Below are 21572 nucleotides of genomic sequence, written 5' to 3' on the forward strand. Positions count from 1 at the left end.
GTCAAAAACCTCCTTACGTCTTTAAAACTCCGCTAATTCTCTCATCGCGGCTTCTGCTTTGTCAGGATTCATCATGAAGTATTTTTCCATTGTCGGCGCATAAGGCATTGCCGGAACGTCAGGACCTGCAAGCCGCTTGATCGGCGCGTCTAAATCAAATAAGCAGTTTTCAGAAATAATGGCGGCGACCTCGCTCATAATACCGCCTTCTTTCGTATCTTCTGTGATCAGCAATACTTTTCCCGTTTTAGACGCGGCTTCAATGATGGCTTCTTTATCTAACGGATAAACCGTACGCAAATCTAATACGTGTGCGGAAATTCCATCTTTTTCAAGGCGCTCGGCAGCCTGCAGAGCAAAATGGACGCATAATCCGTACGTAATAACAGTAATGTCGCTGCCTTCGCGTTTTACATCCGCCTTTCCGATCGGAAGGACGTAATCATCCGCAGGGACTTCGCCTTTAATCAGACGGTACGCCCTCTTATGTTCGAAAAACAGCACCGGATCTTCGTCACGGACTGCAGCTTTCAACAGCCCTTTTGCGTCATAAGGAGTTGAAGGCATGACAATTTTAAGGCCCGGCTGGTTGGCAAAAATGGCCTCCACAGATTGGGAATGATACAACGCGCCGTGCACACCGCCGCCGTAAGGCGCTCTGATGACCATCGGACAGCTCCAATCATTGTTTGAACGGTAGCGTATTTTTGCCGCTTCTGAAATGATTTGGTTGACCGCAGGCAGAATGAAATCGGCAAACTGCATCTCGGCAATCGGGCGCATGCCGTACATCGCGGCGCCGATCCCTACACCGGCAATGGCTGATTCAGCAAGCGGCGTATCCATCACCCGCTCTTCTCCGAACTGTTCATAGAGACCCGCCGTTGCTTTAAACACGCCGCCTTTTCTCCCGACGTCTTCCCCGAGAACAAACACGCGCGGATCTCTTTCCATTTCTTCTTTCATTGCTGCATTAATACTGTCAATATAAGACATTACAGACATAAGTATTCCTCCCTACTTCGCATAAACGTGATCAAGCGTTGATTCAGGAGATGCGTATGGCGCTTTCTCCGCTTCGTCTGTCGCTTCGTTTACGATAGCCATGATGTCATCCAGCATGGTCTTTTCTTCTTCTTCACCTAGAAGCCCGGCTTCTTGCAAGTATGCTTTGTATAAAAGAAGCGGATCTTGTTTCTTCGCTTCTTCTACTTCTTCGCGTTCTCTGTAGCTGCTGTCGTCGTCATCACTGGAATGCGGCGTCAAACGGTAGGAAACCGTTTCTATTAATGTAGGGCCTTCGCCTTTAGACGCCCGTTCGCGCGCTTCTTTTACGGCCCGGTAAACTTCCAGCAGGTCGTTTCCGTCAACAGTGACTCCCGGCATGCCGTAGCCTGCCGCCCGGTCGGATATTTTCTCGCACGCCACCTGTTTGTCATACGGGACAGAAATGGCATACTTATTGTTTTCACACATGAAAATGACAGGCAGTTTATACACGGCGGCAAAGTTTGCCCCTTCGTGAAAATCCCCCTGGTTGGAAGATCCTTCTCCAAAGGTAACGAAAGAGACGATATCCTTTTTATCCATGCGTCCCGCAAGCGCGATTCCGACTGCGTGAGGAACCTGCGTCGTAACAGGGGATGAGCCCGTTACGATTCTGTTTTCCTTTTGCCCGAAGTGGCCCGGCATCTGCCTTCCGCCTGAGTTCGGGTCAGCTGCTTTCGCAAAACCCGACATCATCAAATCCTTTGCAGTCATACCGAATGCAAGCACAACCCCTATATCTCTGTAGTACGGAAGCACATAGTCGGTATCACGGTTTAAGGCATAGGCCGCGCCTACTTGCGCCGCTTCCTGTCCTTGACATGAAACAACGAACGGAATTTTGCCCGAGCGGTTTAAGAGCCACATTCTTTCGTCGATTTTTCTGGCTAACAGCATGGTTCTATACATTTCAACGGCTTCTTCGTCAGAGAGCCCTAATGCTTGATGGCGGTTTGTAGTCATTCAAACCCCTCCTTCTTTCCTTTTAAAAATGAATCGCGTTTCCGTCTGCGGCTAACGCAGCTTCTCCAATCGCCTCTGAAAGGGACGGATGCGGATGTATGGACTGACCGATTTCCCAAGGCGTCGCATCGAGCACCTTGGCAAGCCCCGCTTCAGAGATCATATCGGTGACGTGCGGGCCGATCATATGAACACCGAGAATGTCATCTGTATTCCGATCGGCGACGATTTTGACAAAGCCGTCGCTTTCTCCGTATACAAGAGCCTTTCCGATCGCCATGAACGGAAACTTCCCGATCTTCAGTTCATGCCCTTTTCGAAGAGCTTCCTCTTCTGTCAGACCGACGCTCGCCGCTTCCGGATTTGAATAAATACATTTCGGCACAAGAGCGGCATCAAGCGGAGCCGGATTAAGACCCGCCATATGCTCAACGGCAATGATGCCCTCACGGGAGGCCACATGCGCAAGCTGCAGCCCGCCGACAACATCACCGATCGCATAAATGTGCGATTCCTTCGTCTGCCCGGCTTCGTTCACGATGATAGAACCGTTTTCCGCTTCAATATCCGTGTTTTCAAGCCCGATCCCTTCAATGTTCGGCTGGCGGCCGATGGAAACAAGCATTTGTTCCGCGTGATACGTTTCTTTTTTTCCATTCTTTTCAGCGGCAATTGAAACGCCGTCCGCTTTTTCCAATGTATCCGGAAGCACTTTCGCACCCGTCACGATCTTAATTCCTTTTTTCGTTAACAGTTTTTCCATCTCGCTTGAAATATCACGGTCTTCCGTCGGCAAAATGCGATCCGCATATTCAATCACAGTGATATTGACGCCGAAATCGTTCAGCATGGATGCCCATTCAATTCCGATGACACCGCCGCCGACGATCATCATGGATTGGGGCAGACGTTCAAGCTCTAACGCTTCATCTGATGTCAGAATATATGTACCGTCTGCTTCTAAACCCGGCAGCATTTTCGGCCTTGAACCGGTTGCGATAATCAATTGTTTCGGTATCAGCATGTCGTTTTCTTCACCATTTGCGTATTCGACGGAAACCGTACCGGGAAGAGGTGAGAAGATGGAAGGTCCGAGCATACGTCCGTACCCGTTGAATACATCAATCTTCCCCTTTTTCATCAAGTGGGCGACACCGCCGGCCAGCCGGTCAACGATTCCCTGCTTTCGTTTTTGCACGCTGTCAAAGCGGAGGGAGACACCTTCCGTTTCAATGCCGAATGCTGCCGCTTCCTTTGCGGTTCGGTACACTTCCGCGCTTCTTAACAGCGCTTTACTCGGGATACATCCTTTATGCAGGCATGTTCCGCCGAGCTTTTCTTTTTCTACAACGGCCGTTTTTAAGCCGAGCTGGGCCGCTCTGATGGCGGCTACATAACCGCCCGTGCCGCCGCCCAGAATGACCACATCATACTCAGTCGCCATTTGTTTTCACTCCTTCGCCGATCTGATATTGCTTTGACTGCTCCTCACCGGCTAAAACCCGAAGCGCGCCTTGCGCGAGAGATTGCAGTTCATTTTCTCCAGGGTACACCAGTACATCCGAAATCCAATCTATGTACGATCTGATGGCGGATACGAAACTTTTCCCGTACGCCAATCCGCCCGTCAGGACGATAATGTCTACTTTTCCTTTTAAAACGGCGCTTGCCGCCCCGATTTCTTTTGCTACTTGATAAGCCATTGCGTCATAAATGAGCCTCGCATGCTCATCTCCGGCCTGAATGCGTTTTTCCACCTTCACCGCGTCCGTTGTCCCCAGGTAGCCGGAGAGTCCGCCCGTGCCGACAAGTTTTTTCATCATATCGGCTTTTGAATACTTGCCGGAAAAACACATTTCCACCAAATCACCCGCCGGAACAGTTCCCGCGCGCTCCGGGCTGAAGGGTCCTTCTCCGTGAAGCCCGTTGTTAACATCCGTCACCCGTCCGCAATCATGGACACCGACTGTGGTGCCGCCGCCCATATGAGTGACGATCATCTTCATCTGTTCATACCGTTTGCCGAGGGACGCCGCCGCCTGACGGGCAACAGCTTTTTGGTTCAAAGCATGGAAAATGCTTTTCCGCTTGATTTCAGGCATTCCTGATACTTTAGCGAGCGGAGTCATCTCATCCACCACGACCGGATCGACGATATACGCGGGGATATTTAATCCGTCAGCTATTTCCCTGGCAATAATTCCGCCCAGATTAGAAGCATGCTGGCCGTTGTAGCCGTTTTTCAAATCAGTGATCATGGCGTCATTCACTTCATATGTGCCGCCCTCAATCGGTCTGAGCAGGCCGCCTCTGGCACAAACGGCATCGAACTTTGAAATGTTGATGCCCTGTTCGTGCAAAGACTCAAGAATGCTTATTTTTCGAAATTCGTATTGGTCGATGATGCTGTTAAATGTTTTCAGCTCTTCTTCGGGATGCCGCAGCGTCTTTTCAAAGATACAGCGTTCATTGTGAAAGACACCGATTTTCGTTGATGTTGAGCCTGGATTCAGAATGAGAATGCGTTTTTCCTTTTCGAACATTTTCATACCTCCAGATCAAATTCCTATCGTCTGCTTAATATACTTTGGCCGTTTTGCAGAAACTGGCTTCTTGAACGGCGCATACGCTCAATCCGTTCCTCAGCCAGACGGTCAGCCGCTAAGTATGTCGGAATGCCGTCACGCGCGGAAATATCGAGCACCCGCTCAATGTTTGCATAAATGCCTTCAACCTTTTTCAAAGCCCGCTCAGCATTGTAGCCGTAAAGCTCATCGGCCACATTGATGACGCCGCCTGCATTGATGACATAATCCGGAGCGTACACGATTCCCATTTCGTGAATGGTATCGCCGTGACGTGTTTCTTTCAGCTGGTTATTGGCCGCTCCCGCAATGACTTTCGCCTTCAGCTGTTTAATCGTGTCATCATTAATGACGGCGCCGAGAGCACATGGGGCATAAATATCGCACGCCTGTGAGTAAATGTCGCCGGGATCAACTGCGCGGGCGCCGAAGTCCTCAACGGCACGTTTAACAGATTCTTTATTGATATCCGTTACGATTAAAGAAGCGCCTTCTTCGTGAAGGTGGCGGCATAGATTGTAAGCCACATTTCCCACGCCTTGCACGGCAATTGTTTTACCTTCCAGGGAATCAGTGCCAAACGCCGCTTTCGCTGCGGCTTTCATCCCTTTGTAGACGCCGTACGCCGTAACCGGGGACGGATTTCCTGATGAACCGAATGCCGGAGAAATTCCGGTTACATAGTCTGTTTCATCATGAATGATGTCCATATCTTCAACGGTGGTGCCGACGTCTTCCGCCGTAATATACCTTCCGTTTAAGCCTTGGATGTACCGGCCGAACGCGCGGAACATTTCTTCATTTTTATCTTTGCGCGGGTCTCCGATAATAACGGTTTTCCCGCCGCCTAAGTTTAAACCGGCAGCCGCATTTTTATAAGTCATGCCTTTTGCGAGTCTTAGTGCATCTTCAATCGCCGCTTCTTCACTGTCATATGTCCACATTCTTGTTCCGCCGAGTGCGGGGCCGAGCGTCGTATCATGAATCGCGATGATCGCTTTTAATCCGGATTGTTCATCTTGGCAGAATACCAATTGTTCGTAATCATAAGTCTCCATATATTTAAAAATTTCCATAGGTTCGTTCCTCCTACTGTTCTTGTGATGCGCAAATCGCAAGCGCAATTGAATACAGTTTATTTTCTGCGGTATCCGCTCTGCTCGTTAATGCGATCGGCGCTTTTGCACCGGCGATGACGGCAGCAACACTTGCTTTCGCAAAATAAATCATTGACTTATAAAGCATATTTCCGGCCTCGATTGAAGGAACCAAGAGAATATCCGCCTGGCCCGCTACGCTTCCGGAAATCCCTTTTTGCAGCGCAGCCGCTTGGGATACGGCATTATCCAAAGCAAGCGGTCCGTCCGCAATGCAGCCGGTAATCTGTCCTCTATTACACATCTGGACGATCGCAGCCGCGTTCAACGTCGCCTCCATTTTCGGATTAACCGTTTCAATAGCGGCAAGGACTGCGGCTTTCGGCATAGGATTCCCTACTGAATGTGCGACATGAACCGCATTTTGCAGAATATGCCCGAGCTCTTCAAGAGACGGGGCAATGTTCAGCGCTGAATCAGTCACATACATCAGCCGGTCATAGTCCGGCACCTCAAAAACAGCTACATGTGATAACACCCTTTTTGAACGAAGCCCTTCATGGCGGTTTAAAACCGATTTCAGAAGAGTTGAGCTCGGGAGATTCCCTTTCATTAAAACGTCCGCCTCTTGTTCACGCACTGCGCGCACTGCTTTTGCCGCAGATTCTTCGGGTGAATCGGCGTGGATGATTTCAGCATTGAACTTCGGCTCATTTGCCAGAAGCTCTTTCAGCTTTCCGCTGTCACCCGTCAGTAAAAATCGTGCCGACAAGTGTTCTGCCGCCATTTTGACGGCCTGGATCACTTCTTTATCTGCTGCGTGGGCCACTGCAATGGTTTTTGCGTTTTTTGCCGCGGCTTTTTCAACTAGGTCTCTCAGCTTCATTTTGTACCACCTTCCTTGTGCGAATCCGCTTTTAACAATGCAAGTTCCGTGCCAAATGTGCAGGAGGGTTTATTCCGGCTTTTTTCAAGAAAGCATGCAGCTGTTTGCGCTTTCTCTGCAATTTATTGCATGCCGTCATTTGCAAGGCCGTACTTGTCCATTTTGTAGTACAGATTCCGAATGCTGACACCAAGCGCTTTTGCCGTTTTGGTTCGGTTGAATTTATGCTTTTCAAGCGTTTTTTGAATGACGTGCGCTTCAAATTTTTCAACAGCCTGAGACAGCTTTTCCCCTTCCACATCCGGAAAATCACTTTGGGTGCCGTTTTTTTCATTCAGCTCTGATTCAAAAACAGGCAGGTGCTGCTGTTCGATCCGTTCCATGTGCGGCTCTAAAAATATCATTGCCCGTCCGAGAACATTTTCAAGCTCCCGGACGTTTCCCGGCCAGCTGTAGGCTGATAAAGCTCGCAGCGCGTTCGGCGTGAGCCCCTTTACATTGCGGCCGTAATCCTGATTGATTTTTTCAATGAGCCGAATGCTCAGCGCTTCAATATCTTCTTTGCGCTGCCGAAGCGGCGGGATTGAGATCGGATAGCGGTTAATCCGGTAATACAGGTCTTCACGGAACGCGCCTTCCGCCATGGCCTTTTCGATGTTGACGTTTGTCGCTGCGATAATTCTGACATTGACAGAAATCGCTTTAGCGCCGCCGACTCTGATAATTTCTTTTTCCTGCAGAACTCTGAGCAGCTTTGCCTGGGTGCTTTGGGTCAGCTCTCCGATTTCATCTAAGAAAATGCTGCCGTTATTCGCTTCCTCAAAAAGTCCTTTTTTGCCCCCGCGCCTCGCGCCCGTAAACGCGCCTTCCTCATAGCCGAAAAGCTCGGATTCTAGCAGTGATTCAGACAGGGCCGCACAATTGACCCGAATGAACTTATTGTATTTTCGGTCGCTTTCATTATGGATGGCGTGGGCAAAAAGTTCTTTTCCTGTGCCGGATTCTCCCCGCAGCAGAATCGTCGCCGGCGTTTTCGCCCCGAGCTTCGCCTGTTCAAGGGCGACCAGCATTTGTTCACTCGTGCCGATAATGTCGTCAAACGTGTATTTCGCTTCAAGCGTGCGGATAATCTGGCGCGCCCGATTCAGCTCAGCAGTCAGCGTTTTAATTTCTGACACGTCGTGGATGACGCCGACGCTGCCTTTTAAAATACCGTCCACAATAACGGGGGCAACATTTACGATAACATCCTTTTTATTGGGGCCGACCTTCATTCTCACACCCCGCACGGGCCGCCTTGTCCCCAATACTTTCAGGTGCATGCTCTCCCCTTCTGAGATATCGGTGGAAGCGGGTTTTCCGATGACTTCGCTTTCTGACAGCCCGGTCATTTTTGTATACGCTTTGTTGATTAACATTCCGATGCCGTTTTCATCAACGACAGAAATGGCCTCGTCTGACGATTGTATAATCGCTTCAAGCATGGTGCGGATTTGTTTTAAGTTCGTGACCTCTTCCGCCAGTTCAACTGCGTCGGTAATATCTTTAAACACGCATAACGCGCCGAGAAGTTTTCCGCCTTCATCAATGATCGGCAGTCTTGTCGTGACAATCTGCAGGTGCTTTCCGAGAAGCTGCTTCTGGTTATATTCCGGCTCTCTCGTTTCCAGAATCCGCGGCAGCTTTGTGTTCGGCACTACATCTTTAATTTGGCGGCCGATGACATCCTCCCGTTTTTGGCCGACCATTTTTTCTGCCATCTGATTAAATAAAATGATCGTTTCGTTGACGTCTATAAAAATCATGCCGTCGTGCGTTGAATTAAAAATCCGGTCATGCTTATACGTCTGCGACTTCAGCATTTGGATAAGCTGCTGTTTTTCCTCCATCAGCTGAAACACCATGTACGCCAATTTTCCCGGCATGACGATGGTTTGTTCTTTTTTCTCATGGAGCAGCTCATCCATGACCGCTTTATCGCCTGTTGTATGGATGATAATATCTATATCTTCAGTTATGTAGGGTTTCCAATCTGATGAGGTTGCAATTCCATATCTCCGGGCTTCTTGCAGCCCTTGCGCCTCCGGATCTTGATCAACCACCGCAATAATCCGGATCAGCTTTGTTTTCATCAAAATCTGTAGGAGCGCCGTGCCTCCTTTACCAGCACCTATAATCAGCACCTTCTGCATCCCGATACCCCTTTATATGAAAAAATTTGCACACCTGTATTTCCCGTTGCAATAATTTGCACAACCCCTATGTTACCACGTTTTGATCTCTTGACAAAATATTTTTTCGATTGGACAATAAAGGAAAACATATCGTAAAGGGGTTTTCTGAATATGAGCCGGCTTGCTGCGCTTTTGATTCTGGTCCTCCCCGGCGCTGTCGCGGCGCTCGGCATTAAGCTGATGAGAGATGCATTATTCGGGCATGCGTTTTCCCCGTTTCCGTCCCTTTTTCTTCAGGGGGCGGCCGGATTGGCGTTTTTTTTGTTCGGCCTTTATGTTCTGGCCGGGTTTATTCTGTACAGAGATCGGAAACGCAATCAAGTCAGCCCGCGGTTCAGGAAAAAAAAGCTGTAAAAAAAGCCCTTGCAAAAAAAGGGCTTTTTCAGTCGTCCGGCAGTATTGTTTTGGCAATGGATTGATCCAGTTCTTCATAGTCATCGTAAGCAATCGTTTCATATAATTCTTTTCTCGTCTGCATATCAGAAAGCCCCTCTTTTTGCGAGCCTTCTTCTTTCAGAAGGCGGAAAATACGCTCAAAAGCCTTGGCTGCCGTTCTGAGTGACGTGACCGGGTAAATGACCATCTGACAGCCCATATCGGAAAATTCATCAGCACTGTAATACGGCGTTTTTCCGAATTCAGTCATGTTTGCGAGAATCGGCACACTGATTTGTTTGGAGAACGCTCTGAATTCACTTTCGGATTGGAGCGCTTCCGGAAAAACAGCGTCAGCACCCGCTTTTATATAAGCGGACGCCCTTTTTAATGCCCCCTCCAATCCTTCCTGCTGTCTGGCGTCTGTTCTCGCAACAACAAGAAGAGTCGGCGCGGCCCGCTTGACCGCTTGGATTTTTTGCTCCATTTCTTCAATCGGCACGAGCTGCTTCCCATTCAGATGTCCGCATTTTTTCGGCAGGCGCTGATCCTCCATCTGGACGGCGGCCGCGCGCGCTTCATACATTTCTTTCGCCGTCCGGGCGGCATTCAGCACGCCTCCGAAACCCGTGTCAATATCGACAAGGACGGGCAGATCAGACGAGCGGACCAGATCTTTAACCCGTTCAGCCATTTCCGCCGACGTGATGATCCCTAAATCGGGAAGCCCTCTGCTCGCCGTGTAAGCCGCGCCTGATAAATAAAGAGCCGAAAACCCCGTTTTCTTGGCGATAAGAGCGGCCATCGCATCGTGAGCGCCGGGGATCTGCAATAGATCCGGCGCTGCCATCAGCGTACGGAACCGCTCTGCAAGCTCCTCTTGAGACGACTGCTTGCTGACGATCCACGTCATGTTTGTCACCCTCCTATTTTATACGAGAAATAAGTCCATAAATTCACTAACGCTGAGCTTCTGCATTCGGCCGCTATCTTTACAGGCCTCTTTGATTTTACGCTGCTGCTTCAATGAAAAATGAGTGCTGATGTTTGCTGAAAACTTGGCAAGAATTTTCGGAACGGCTTCTTTTCTGCGGAACCGGTGCCCGAGCGGGTATTCACATTCAATCCGTCCCGTAGCCGTGCCGTCTGTAAAATGCACCTGTACGGCATTTGATATGGATCGCTTATTCGGGTCTAAGTAATCTTTTGAGTACGCTTTGTGTTCCGTCACCTCCATTTTGCTCCGCAATGTATCAATTCGCGGGTCAGACGCCGTTTCCTCTTCATAATGATCCGCCGTGATATCCCCGAAAAGCAGCCCGATTGCCGTAATATACTGGAGGCAGTGATCCCGGTCAGCCGGATTGTGAAGCGGCCCTTTTTTATCGATAATCCGGATTGCCGACTCATGGGTCATAATCGTGATCCTGTCAATGTCTTCGATGCGGTCTTTCACCTCCGGATGAAGCCGGACCGCGCATTCCGCCGCTGTCTGGGCGTGGAATTCAGCCGGGTAGGATACTTTAAACAAAACATTCTCCATCACATAAGACCCAAGCGGGCGGGCAAGCTTCATTTCCTGCCGGTTAAACAGTACGTCTTGAAATCCCCACCCAGATGCGGTCAGAGCCGTCGGGTACCCCATTTCACCTTTGTGCGCCATAAGGGCCAAATATACGCCTCTGCTCGTCGCGTCACCGGCCGCCCATGATTTGCGTGATCCGGTGTTCGGCGCATGCCGATACGTTCTGAGGCTTGAATTATCAATCCAAGCGTGAGATACGGCGTTATTGATTTCCTCTCTTGAGCCGCCCAGCATTTGTGCGCAAACAGCCGCAGTCGCCACTTTCACAAACAGCACATGGTCAAGCCCCACTCTGTTTAAGCTGTTTTCCAAAGCGAGAATTCCTTGAATTTCGTGCGCTTTGATCATTGCGCAAAGCACATCGCGCACGGTAAGCGGTTCTTTCCCTTCTGAAATCCGCACTCTGGATAGATAATCCGCACAAGCCAATATGCCTCCGAGATTATCAGACGGATGACCCCATTCCGCAGCAAGCCACGTATCATTATAATCGAGCCACCTGTTGATACAGCCGATATTAAAAGCAGCCGTGACCGGGTCTAAAACAAAAGGCGTGCCCGGGACTCTGCTGCCGTTGGGCACGGAGGTTCCCGGGACAATCGGGCCGAGCAGCTTTGTACATTCGGGATAGCTGAGCGCCAAAATTCCGCAGCCTATCGTATCAAGAAGCACATGTCCTGCCGTAGTAAAAGCTTCTGAACTGTCAATCTCCTGATGGAGCACGTAGTCAGAAATCTCTTCGATTACAGCGTCCATTCGGCGGGGTTCTGTCATGTTTTCATCTTCCTTTCTCATCTGTTTACAGGCGCGCTCCGGTATAGCGGACACGCGGGCGGAAAAGCCGGTTTCGGCTGTGCTGTTCAATGACGTGGGCACACAATCCGACCGTCCGTGCACTGAAGAATATAGGCGTGTACAGCGATATTGGGATGCCGAGCATGTAATAGACCGGCGCTGCGTAGTAATCTAAATTCGGATAAAGGCCTTTTTTCTCCCGCATGACGGTTTCGCCGGCTTCACACATATGATAAAGACGGAAATCACCTGAAAGATCAGACAGCTTTTTTAACGCTTCTTTCATCATGAGCGCCCTCGGGTCCATTTTTTTCATGTAGACACGGTGGCCGAAGCCCATGATTTTTTCTTTGTTTGCGAGTTTTTGAGTTAATAATTGTATAAACCCGTCTGTATCCTTCGCTTCCTCAAGCATGTACATAACCGCTTCGTTCGCTCCGCCGTGAAGATTTCCCTTAAGCGAGGCGACGGCTCCGGTCAGCGCGCCGTAAATATCCGATTGCGTCGAAGCGATGACACGGGCCGTAAACGTTGAGTTCGGCAATTCATGCTCACTGTATAAAAGAAGCGACCGGTCGAAGATTTCTTCTTCCAAAGATGACGGTGTTTTTCCGGTAATCATATATAAAAAGTTTGCGCTGTATGATAAGGTTCCGACCGGCGCCAAAGGCTCCAGCCCGTTGATGACTCGATAGCTGTTGACCGTCAGATTCGGCATTTTGCCTATCAGTCCGCGTACGCGGTGCTGATTTACGGAAGATGAACGGTCATCGATGTCCTTGTCAAAGCCTCCAAGCGCGGACAAACCCGTCCTCAGTCCGTCCATCGGGTGAGTATGTTCAGGCAGCAGACGGCATATGTGCAAGATTTCCTCGGGAAGGTGCCCGCCGCGCCGAACGTCTTCTTCAAGCGCCGCCTTCTCTTTCGCATCAGGAAGTCTGTCTTCCAATAAGAGATGAACAATGTCCATATAGCCGGCCGTTTTAGAAAGCTCAATCAGATCGTGGCCTTTGATTAAAATACTGCCCTGCTGTGTATCCAGGAAAGAAATCCCCGTTTCCACCGCTATGACGCCATCTAAACCGGGAGAATAAGATTCCATGGTTTCGCTCCTTTGCGCACTTTTTATTGAAGAAGATACTTAGAAATAATCAGCCTTTGAATCTCATTGGTTCCTTCATAGATTTGCGTGACTTTCGCATCCCGAAATAAACGCTCCGCGGGATACTCTTTCATATAGCCGTAGCCGCCGTGAATCTGCACAGCCTCCACCGCCGCTTTCATCGCCGCATCGGACGCGAATTGCTTCGCCATAGATGCTTCTTTTCCGCACGGAAGCCCTCGCTGATACAGATCAGCAGCATGATAGACCAATAATTTGGCAGCTTCCGCATTCGTCGCCATGTCAGATAATTTAAATGAAACGGCCTGATTCGAAGCGATGGGTCTGCCGAACTGGCTGCGGGTTTTGGCGTACTCCACCGAGCAGCCGAGCGCCGCTTCGATAATCCCGAGCGCCTGAGCCGCTATGCCGATCCGTCCGACGTCAAGGTTTTTCATGGCGATTGAAAAGCCTTCACCCTCTTCGCCGAGCCGGTTTTCAACCGGAATTTCCGCTTGGTCAAACTGCAATTCGACAGTATTGGAACCTAACAGTCCGAGCTTTTTTTCTTTTTTTCCGACAGAAAAACCGGGTGTGTTTTTCTCAATGATAAACGCGGAAATTCCCTTTCTCCCCTTACCCGGATCGGTTATGGCGAATGTCAGATACAGATCTGCCGCTCCGCCGTTTGTAATAAAGATTTTTGAACCGTTCAGAATATATGAACCGCCTTTTCGCACGGCCGTTGTTTTCAGGCTGCCCGCATCAGATCCGGATTGAGGCTCAGTAAGCGCAAAAGCCCCAATATATTCGCCCGCTGCCAGCTTCGGAATATACGTTTGTTTTTGGGCTTCTGTCCCAAAATGCAAAATCGGGATTGTCCCTACCGATGTGTGGACGGACAAAATGACGCCGACGGCCGCGCTGACTTTTGATATTTCATGAATCGCTAAAATGTAAGATGTTGTATCAGCACCCGCCCCGCCGTAAGCTTCCGGGACGGGAATGCCCATCAATCCCGCTTCGCCCATTTTTTTAATCAGCCGCTCCGGAAATTCATCTGTTGATTCCATGAGCTCAACCACCGGCGCGATTTCCTTGCGGGCAAAATCACGCACCATTTTTCTCATCATGATGTGCTCTTCTGTAAAATGCATGGCTGCCGTCTCCCCTCATGATCTTTACGTCATCTGCCGTACTCATAAAAACCGCGCCCGCTTTTTTTGCCGAGCCAGCCGGCGCTGACATATTTTCTGAGCAGAGGGCATGGGCGGTATTTCGAATCTCCGAGCCCCGCATAGAGAACCTCCATAATGGAAAGGCACGTATCCAGCCCGATGAAGTCAGCTAATGTTAAAGGACCCATCGGATGCCGCATGCCGAGCTTCATCACCTCATCAATCGCTTCCTTTGAAGCTGCTCCTTCGTAAAGGCAATAAACGGCTTCGTTAATCATCGGCATTAATATGCGATTAGATATAAAGCCCGGGAAGTCATTGACTTCGACAGGGGTTTTATTCATCCGGACGGCAAGCTTCTTTACTGTTTCCGCCGTTTCTTCCGATGTGGCGAGTCCTCTGATGACTTCGACAAGCTCCATGACAGGAACCGGATTCATAAAATGCATGCCGATTACTTTTTCAGGCCTTTTTGTTGCCGCGGCAAGCTCCGTAATGGGAAGAGAAGACGTATTGCTTGCCAATACGGCATGAGGGGGACAGATTTTATCTAGTGTGTCAAACAATTCTGCTTTTGCTTTTTTGTTTTCTGCAATGGCTTCAATTACAAAATCAGCATCTCCCGCTTCTGTGAGCTCTGCCGGGGAAATACGGCTGAAAACGGCATCTGTCTCCTGCTGTGTCTTCCGTCCTTTTGCCTGCTCTTTCTCCAGGTTTGTCTTTATGCGGTGAAGACCTTTTGTTACCATTTCCGGCTCCCAATCGTATAACTTGACGGCAAACCCGGCTTCTGCAGCCGTCTGCGCGATGCCTGCTCCCATCTGACCGGCACCTGCGACCATGATTGTTTTCATCTTCATCCGGCGCTCCCTCCTTTGATCAGTACACCTCAAGCAGGACGGCATCTCCTTGAGCCGCTCCGCTGCATATAGCCGCTATGCCTAAACCTCCTCCGCGACGCTTTAATTCGTATATTAAACTCATGATGATTCTCGCTCCGCTTGCGCCGATCGGGTGGCCGAACGCAATCGCCCCTCCGTTTACATTCACTTTTTCCCGGCTGAACCCGGCTATTTTTTCACTCACGAGCACGACGGACGCAAATGCTTCATTTACTTCAAACAAATCAATATCGTCAACGGACAGTCCGGTTTTTGTCAAGAGCCGGCTGATGGCCTCTCCCGGCGCGCTTGCCAGCTCGGACGCTTCCAGTCCGACGGACGCAAAGCCAAGTATCGCTGCGAGCGGCCTGACATGCTGCTTCGCGGCTTTTTCCTCTGACATCAGCACAAATGCTCCGGCCCCGTCATTTACACCGGGAGCGTTTCCGGCTGTAACCGTTCCGTCGGCTGTAAAAATTGGCTTGAGCGCTGCAAGCTGCTCAAGGCTCGTATCAGGGCGCAGCCCCTCATCCGCTTCAACGGTATGCTGTTTGCCCTTTTTGCCGGTCCAGGTGACGGGGACAATTTCTTCACGCAATTTGCCCGCCTCGGCCGCCTCAGCCGCGCGTTTCTGACTCAAAAGAGCGTAATGATCCTGTTCATCCCGGGAAATGCCGTACTTTTTGGCCGCAGTGCTTCCGTGGACAGCCATATGCACCTGGTCGAACGCACAGGTCAGCCCGTCATGAACCATTAAATCCTGAAACACCCCGTCCCCCATCCTCACACCCCAGCGGCCGGCCGGAATGGCGTACGGAATATTGCTCATGCTTTCCATTCCGCCTGCAATCAGCACGTCCGCATCTTTCGCCCGGATCATTTGATCACAGATGGTAACGGCCCTGAGCCCCGATGCACAGACCTTATTAATGGTTTCAGCCGGAACGGACCACGGAAGCCCGGCATATCTTGCAGCCTGCCGTGCCGGTATCTGCCCGGCACCCGCCTGGACGACCATTCCCATCACCGCTCCTTCCGCTTCGCTTTCACTGATAGCGGCGCGCTTGATTGCTTCTTTTATGGCAATGCCGCCAAGCTCGGCTGCCTTTACCTCTTTTAATGCGCCGCCAAATTTTCCGAACGGCGTTCTTGCCGCACTGACGATAACCGTTTTTCCCACAATTTTGCCTCACTTTCAATAAGATAAAAGATAACGCTTACACAAAACGCCCTGTTACAATATATGAACCGGCTGACCGAGTTATGAGTGCACCGCCTTTTTCCCGCCCATAAAAAAAGAAGACTGTCTGAACAGTCTTCTCAGCTGCGGCATTCTTCTTTTATAGAAACAGCCAGCTTTGGATAATCGGTAAAAATTGCGTCTGCTCCCGCTTTCATCAGCTGCTTCATATCCTCGGGACGATTGACGGTGAACGGACGGAGCGCCGCTTGGTGTTTTGCAAGATGTTTGATCACTTCAGCGCTCACCGCCGGCGTACCGAGCTTCGGATGATAACCTGAAGCGGGAATGGCGGCAAGATACCGTTCAGGCCGGTACAGCACATCCATTGTCAGCACCGCCCGTTCAATTTCAGGCGCCAAGGCGTGGCAAACCGCGAGACTCTCATGATTAAATGAAGAAAAAATAACGCGCTTTTCCAGTCCGTAATATCTGACTTTTTTAATCACTTCTTCTTCCATTCCTTCGTAACGGAATACACTGTTTTTCAGCTCAATGTTTATCAGAAAATCAGCACGTTCCGCAAAACGCAGCACATCTGACAAAAGCGGAATTCTGACACCTTTAAAAGCATCTTTCCATTTTCCGGCGGCATCGGCGGTTCTGATTTTGTCATACGCCGTATCTTTCACAAATCCTTTCAAAGACGTCGTGCGGTCGAGGGTTTCATCGTGAATGACCACGATCCGGCCGTCTTTTGTCATCTGTACATCAAGTTCGATTCCGTCAGCCCCGTCCTCAATCGCTTTTTTGAATGCGGGCATCGTATTTTCAGGGCAGTCGCCCGACGCCCCCCGGTGGGCAAAAATATTCGTCATATGTGTCACCTCAGGTGTTTGTCATCGGTTTTCTCTATTATAATCGTTATGCACATAAGGAGGGTGCTATTTACACATATTTTATAATTACCGTCCGCTGTAATAGGTTTCGATTCCGTTTACAACGGCGTCCGCGGCGTGCTCTTGTCCGTTATCGCTTTTCAGCTTGTCCGCATCTTGAGGATTTGTGATAAAACCTAATTCAGCCAGCACACTCGGCATCTTTGAATATGTAATAACATAAAAAGGAGCTTCTTTTACGCCTCTGTCCCTCATCCCTAAAGACGTGACAAGCTGCTGCTGGATGTCGGAAGCAAGCCTTTCGCTGTCTGCTCCTTCATATGTCGAATTAAAATACGTTTCCGTGCCCGATGCCGTTGATACGGCTGAATTCGTATGGAGGCTGACGAATAAATCGGATTGGCTGGCGCTTGCTTTCGCCACCCGCTCGTCCAACCGTAAAAAAGTATCGTCAGTCCTTGAAGCAACAGGTTTTGCGCCTTCTGTCTCCAATTTGGCGATTACCTTGTTTGACACCGCTAAATTGATGTTTTTCTCAAGCAGTCCATTTCCGCCGGCCCCGCTGTCTTCTCCGCCATGTCCGGCATCGATATAAATGGTTTTCCCTTGCAAAGGTTCAGCTGCATAAGCAGACGGCGCAAGCAGAAGAAGAGCGGCACCGAAGGCAGCAGCGCTTTTTGTCAGTAAACCCACGTTTTTTTCCTCCCCGTTTTCACATATCTGTTTCTTTTTTCAGTTCCTCAAGCCGTAATTGTCCGTTGCTCTCTTTTTTATAGGTGATTTGCACCGCCGTATGTTCAGGCAGAGACTGACATTCAAACCGCTTAGCGAAAGGCACCTTCACCTCTTGCCTTTCTCCGTCAATTTCGACCGCGATCGTATCGTTTCCGGCCGCTTTTATAAATGTTCCTTCCTGAGTAAATGACGGCGCCGCATCAGCCTCCGCGGTATACTCGCAGCCTGATAACAGCCATGCGGTGAAGATCAGAAGTATGACAGACTTCACACAGATCACCTCACGTTTTCTCATTCGGCTTTATCTTTTAACAGAATGGCCGATTTGTAAAGGGAGCCTTCATTCCTCCAGCGCTTTTCCATATTTGGAATGAAGGCTATCTGACCTGCTGTTTACCTGAACTTAGAAAGAAAACAAGCTGATCAGTCTATGAAAAAGGTTCTGTCTGAAGGCTGAATATGCAGAATTTAACGGAAACGGACGACTTTCTGTTCATTTTGAAAAAATATCAGATCGGCAAAAAAAGAGAGCCGCGTCATGCGCTCTCCCGAATAGAAACATTCATATTTATTTTGAGCTTTTCATAAAATGAACGGGACAACTTAAAAGAGCAGCGTATTGGCGGCAATGATGAGAATAATCACTCCGCTCAGCACCGTGCTGAACTGTCCGACGTGAAAAGAACCGATGCGCAATGACGCGGCTTTTTTTCCAAGCGAGCAGCCGATCCATATGGTCAAAAAGCTTCCGACCGCCGCAGTGATGGAAATGGCAGCGGGAGAAAGCCCGATCAACCCCGCGCTTAATCCGTTGGTCAGCGCATTTGCGGATACGGCCACCCCGAGAACCATGGATTCCAATATACCGATTTCTCCCGAACCGTCGGCATCCGCTGCCTCCGGATTTTGCAGCAGACCGGCAAAACGGCCTTTTTTTTCTGACGCGCCAACACGCGCTGTTTTTCTCGGCACAGCCAGCAGAATGATGCGGATACCGATGACAGATAAAATAAACGCCGCCAGCAATACAGGAAGAAAGCCCGGTAAAACGGCTGAAATCCATTTGCCGAAATAAATTCCGATATAACTGAATACAAAACAGATAAAAGCGATCATCATATTTGACGCATGCGATATTTTGATTTTTCTGATGCCGTATGACATCCCCACTCCTAAATTATCAATGCTCGAGGACACTGCCAAACCTAAAATCAATAACCAAGCCATGTTCGTTTCTCTCCATTCTTTGATGTCTTTTCAACATGTTGTGCCGTTGAATCTACACTATCCTATTCAGCAGCACAGAAAAGGTACCTTTTCTGCAAAAATTATTGATTAATGATCATCATTCCGGCGGAAACGAGGTGACACCCTTGACAGAAAATAAAAATACGACACTGGGGCCCCTTTTAAAATCACTGCTTGATAAGCACTCGCTCTCTATGAGAAAACTCGGCGCCTTAACAAACATTGATACGGCCACCATCTCCCGGATTATAAACGGCAAGCAGAAGGCCAATTTAAAGCATCTTCAGGAATTTTCAAAACATCTCCGCACCCCGCTGGAGGAATTGCTTGAGGCGTCAGGCATAGACATCGGCCATGAAAAAGAAGCTGCGCCGCAAGACCCGATGCACGCGATTCAGGATATGCTGAATATGGCCGAGATGTTTGATCAGCCTTTTTCCCGGGAGCAAATTGAGCGCGAACTGACCAGATATGAACAATATGCCAAAACCCAGCAGGGCCATCGCCTGATTTGCGATGAGTTTCAAAAGAAAATGGACAATGAAGAAAGCGTCGGCCCTTTTATTGATCATTTGAAAAACATGCATCATCAGTATATGGATGAATCAACACCGGCTGAAGACCGCGCGATTCTCGGGAGCGCGCTGCTGTATTATATTTTAGCGACCGACGTCATTCCGGATTACATGTTTCCGATCGGCTACCTGGATGACGCCATCGCCGTTCAAATCGCTTTGAACCGGCTGAAAAAAAAGTAAAGGCGCTTAAAGAAGCGCCCTTTTTGTGTTGAAAAATATGAAACACCGCATTACGGTTTTGTCAAAACAGAGACAGCTGTCATATGATACATCAACCTAACAAAAAGGAGGGTGTCTTCTATGGACAGCAACACAGTTGTGGCAGTATGCGCTCTGTTAAGTGTTGTGATTCAGATCGGAACGATATTCGCCGCAGGAAAGTGGAAAAAAGAATAAATAAAAACAAATTGACGGTTTTTTCGCACAAGCGTATGCTTATAAATAACCTTGTAAAAGATAAGAAAGAAGATATGTATATGAAAAAAATCATTCTCCTCTTCGCCGCCGCTGTCATATTCAGCTCGATCGGCCATCAAATTTCAGGAGGATATAAAGATTCTGAAAAGGAACGGAGAAAACCGTTTCATTCGTTTAAATGGTTCAGCCGATCATAACCTCAGGAAGAAGAACAAGCAAAATAATTGCACACAATTAAAACATAAGCTAGAATACGGACGAGTTAAACTCCTAAGGAAGAAGGCGAAATGATGAAGCAAACTTATAAACCGCTGTTTGAACCTTTTACGTTCGAAAGCGGCGTCACTATACCAAACCGTATTTCAGTCGCACCGATGACACACTATTCATCAAATGATGACGGAACGATTTCCGACCGTGAATTAAACTACATTACTCCCCGTTCAAAAGAAATGGGCATGGTCATTACGGCATGTGCAAACGTAACGCCGGACGGCAAAGCGTTTCCAGGCCAGCCCGGCATCTATGATGATTCTCACATTCCCGGCTTGAAAAAACTCGCTCAGGCGATCCAGTCTCAAGGAGCGAAAGCCGTTGTGCAGATTCACCACGGAGGATTGGAATGCCCTCCTGAACTCGTGCCAAACAACGACGTCGTCAGCCCGAGCGGCTCAGAAGAAGACGGGAGACAAACGTCCCGGGCTCTCACCGAACAAGAAATTGAGCACATCGTGAAAGCATTCGGCGAAGCGACACGCAGAGCGATTGAAGCCGGCTTTGACGGTGTTGAAATTCACGGGGCAAACGGGTACCTGATTCACCAATTTTATTCACCGAAAACAAACCGGCGCACAGACCGCTGGGGCGGAAGCGATGAAAAGCGCCTTGCGTTCCCGCTTGCAGTCGTTGACGCTGTCAAACAGGCAATTGATACACACGCTGAAAATCCATTCGTTCTCGGCTACCGCCTGTCACCGGAAGAGCCGGAAACACCGGGGCTTACAATGAAAGAAACATTCATGCTCGCCGACGCGCTTGCAGAAGAGAACTTGGATTATCTGCATATTTCACTGATGGATGTCAATTCCAAAGCCCGCCGCGGGGCGGATACTTCACGGACGCGGATGGATTTATTAAACGAACGCGTCGGCCATAAAGTGCCGCTGATGGCCGTCGGTTCCATCTATACCGCGGACGAAGCGCTTGCTGTATTAGAAAGCGGAATTCCGCTGGTGGCTCTGGGACGTGTCATTTTGATTAACCCCGAATGGGCGGTGCTGGTCAAAGAAGGCCGCGAACAGGAAATCGAAAAAGCCATTCAAGCATCTGAAATTGAGAAATACCGACTTCCTGAACCGTTATGGGAAATGATTCAGAATACAGGCGGCTGGGTGCCGTTTGAAAAGTAGACTAAAAAACTGCCGGATGTCCGGCAGTTTTTTTGATTCACAAGTTTTTACCGCTTTGTTTACTCCTATTTCTAACACACAGCGTACATATAGTAAATAGATTAATAGAAAGGAGACCGTATATGATGGCTGGTTTTCCTATTACGATTAACAGTCTTTCCGGAAACGGGGTTGTCAATGTCGGCGGTGCGTTTTCGATAAGTCCTTTAACCGTATCAAAAACCGTCTACGGCTCAGGTGGGGGAAATACGGGGATGGTCCTGCAAATGAATCAATCCAGCACATCTCAATCTTCAAGCTCACAATACTCTGATCAAAATGTAACGAAAACATTATGACATCCGTATTTCCCTCCCTTTCCGGCTGGCAGCAGCCGGA

22 protein-coding genes are annotated in these 21572 nt (G+C 49.2%); 5 read left to right on the forward strand and 17 right to left on the reverse strand.

Annotated features, from left to right (window positions below):
- Positions 1–21: 21 nt before the first annotated feature.
- The 7 genes from bfmBAB to NYE68_RS13105 all read right to left on the reverse strand — a co-directional run bounded on the left by bfmBAB (position 22) and on the right by NYE68_RS13105 (position 8770).
- The gene (gene bfmBAB, locus NYE68_RS13075) at positions 22–1005 is read right to left on the reverse strand and encodes a 3-methyl-2-oxobutanoate dehydrogenase subunit beta (protein ID WP_003153216.1); all 984 of its coding nucleotides are present in this window, start codon (positions 1003–1005) and stop codon (positions 22–24) included.
- A 12-nt stretch (positions 1006–1017) separates the two neighbouring features.
- Positions 1018–2010, reverse strand: a complete 993-nt coding sequence (locus NYE68_RS13080) for a thiamine pyrophosphate-dependent dehydrogenase E1 component subunit alpha (RefSeq protein ID WP_014418336.1) — start codon at positions 2008–2010, stop codon at positions 1018–1020.
- 22 nt (positions 2011–2032) lie between these two features.
- Complete coding sequence (gene lpdA / locus NYE68_RS13085) at positions 2033–3454, reverse strand: dihydrolipoyl dehydrogenase (RefSeq protein WP_014418337.1); 1422 nt, start codon at positions 3452–3454, stop codon at positions 2033–2035.
- Positions 3444–4559 carry a butyrate kinase gene (gene buk, locus NYE68_RS13090; protein ID WP_094032254.1) on the reverse strand — a complete coding sequence of 372 codons (1116 nt, stop codon included), beginning with the start codon at positions 4557–4559 and terminating at the stop codon, positions 3444–3446. The genes lpdA and buk overlap by 11 nt, the downstream gene beginning before the upstream one ends.
- 17 nt (positions 4560–4576) lie before the next feature.
- Positions 4577–5671: a branched-chain amino acid dehydrogenase gene (gene bcd / locus NYE68_RS13095; RefSeq protein ID WP_003153209.1), complete on the reverse strand. Its 1095-nt coding sequence runs from the start codon at positions 5669–5671 to the stop codon at positions 4577–4579.
- Between the two features lie 13 nt (positions 5672–5684).
- Complete coding sequence (gene yqiS, locus NYE68_RS13100; RefSeq protein WP_039063302.1) at positions 5685–6578, reverse strand: phosphate butyryltransferase; 894 nt, start codon at positions 6576–6578, stop codon at positions 5685–5687.
- Positions 6579–6700: 122 nt separating this feature from the next.
- On the reverse strand, positions 6701–8770 hold the full coding sequence (locus NYE68_RS13105; protein WP_007408379.1) for a sigma-54-dependent Fis family transcriptional regulator: 2070 nt from the start codon (positions 8768–8770) through the stop codon (positions 6701–6703).
- Positions 8771–8923: 153 nt separating this feature from the next.
- Here NYE68_RS13105 and NYE68_RS13110 point away from each other — a divergent pair, with 153 nt between their 5' ends.
- Positions 8924–9166 (forward strand): DUF2627 domain-containing protein, encoded by a 243-nt coding sequence (locus NYE68_RS13110; RefSeq protein WP_324636730.1) that lies wholly within the window; start codon positions 8924–8926, stop codon positions 9164–9166.
- Positions 9167–9194: 28 nt separating this feature from the next.
- Here the strand turns inward: NYE68_RS13110 and prpB are convergent, their stop codons facing one another.
- The 10 genes from prpB to ytaF all read right to left on the reverse strand — a co-directional run bounded on the left by prpB (position 9195) and on the right by ytaF (position 18769).
- Complete coding sequence (prpB, locus tag NYE68_RS13115) at positions 9195–10100, reverse strand: methylisocitrate lyase (protein WP_324636728.1); 906 nt, start codon at positions 10098–10100, stop codon at positions 9195–9197.
- 18 nt (positions 10101–10118) lie between these two features.
- Positions 10119–11546, reverse strand: coding sequence for a bifunctional 2-methylcitrate dehydratase/aconitate hydratase (locus NYE68_RS13120; protein WP_324636726.1), 1428 nt, complete (start codon positions 11544–11546; stop codon positions 10119–10121).
- Positions 11547–11571: 25 nt separating this feature from the next.
- Positions 11572–12669: a citrate synthase gene (gene mmgD, locus NYE68_RS13125; RefSeq protein WP_015417792.1), complete on the reverse strand. Its 1098-nt coding sequence runs from the start codon at positions 12667–12669 to the stop codon at positions 11572–11574.
- Positions 12670–12692: 23 nt separating this feature from the next.
- Positions 12693–13826, reverse strand: coding sequence for an acyl-CoA dehydrogenase (locus tag NYE68_RS13130; protein WP_039254531.1), 1134 nt, complete (start codon positions 13824–13826; stop codon positions 12693–12695).
- Between the two features lie 29 nt (positions 13827–13855).
- Complete coding sequence (locus tag NYE68_RS13135) at positions 13856–14707, reverse strand: 3-hydroxybutyryl-CoA dehydrogenase (RefSeq protein WP_061890714.1); 852 nt, start codon at positions 14705–14707, stop codon at positions 13856–13858.
- A gap of 19 nt (positions 14708–14726) precedes the next feature.
- Positions 14727–15908, reverse strand: coding sequence for an acetyl-CoA C-acetyltransferase (locus NYE68_RS13140; RefSeq protein ID WP_015417795.1), 1182 nt, complete (start codon positions 15906–15908; stop codon positions 14727–14729).
- A gap of 140 nt (positions 15909–16048) precedes the next feature.
- Positions 16049–16786, reverse strand: a complete 738-nt coding sequence (locus NYE68_RS13145) for a glycerophosphodiester phosphodiesterase (RefSeq protein ID WP_015240188.1) — start codon at positions 16784–16786, stop codon at positions 16049–16051.
- A gap of 87 nt (positions 16787–16873) precedes the next feature.
- A complete protein-coding gene (locus tag NYE68_RS13150; RefSeq protein ID WP_007612483.1) occupies positions 16874–17500 on the reverse strand; it encodes an N-acetylmuramoyl-L-alanine amidase in 627 nt (208 codons plus the stop codon).
- Between the two features lie 19 nt (positions 17501–17519).
- Entirely contained in the window at positions 17520–17837 is a 318-nt protein-coding gene (locus tag NYE68_RS13155; protein WP_014721488.1) for a hypothetical protein, read from the reverse strand.
- A gap of 308 nt (positions 17838–18145) precedes the next feature.
- Positions 18146–18769, reverse strand: a complete 624-nt coding sequence (gene ytaF / locus NYE68_RS13160) for a sporulation membrane protein YtaF (RefSeq protein ID WP_040237929.1) — start codon at positions 18767–18769, stop codon at positions 18146–18148.
- A gap of 146 nt (positions 18770–18915) precedes the next feature.
- On the opposite strand from ytaF, the gene NYE68_RS13165 reads away from it, so the two are divergent.
- The 4 genes from NYE68_RS13165 (at position 18916) to NYE68_RS13180 (ending at position 21532) form a co-directional block, all read left to right on the forward strand.
- Complete coding sequence (locus tag NYE68_RS13165; protein ID WP_007408365.1) at positions 18916–19548, forward strand: helix-turn-helix domain-containing protein; 633 nt, start codon at positions 18916–18918, stop codon at positions 19546–19548.
- 296 nt (positions 19549–19844) lie between these two features.
- Positions 19845–19982 (forward strand): hypothetical protein, encoded by a 138-nt coding sequence (locus NYE68_RS13170; protein ID WP_168768911.1) that lies wholly within the window; start codon positions 19845–19847, stop codon positions 19980–19982.
- A 93-nt stretch (positions 19983–20075) separates the two neighbouring features.
- On the forward strand, positions 20076–21194 hold the full coding sequence (locus NYE68_RS13175) for an NADH-dependent flavin oxidoreductase (RefSeq protein ID WP_031378952.1): 1119 nt from the start codon (positions 20076–20078) through the stop codon (positions 21192–21194).
- 125 nt (positions 21195–21319) lie between these two features.
- Positions 21320–21532, forward strand: coding sequence for a spore germination protein (locus NYE68_RS13180; RefSeq protein ID WP_007408362.1), 213 nt, complete (start codon positions 21320–21322; stop codon positions 21530–21532).
- Positions 21533–21572 lie beyond the last annotated feature (40 nt).

This window comes from Bacillus sp. FSL R5-0447, assembly GCF_038606125.1.
GTDB classification, from domain to species: domain Bacteria; phylum Bacillota; class Bacilli; order Bacillales; family Bacillaceae; genus Bacillus; species Bacillus velezensis.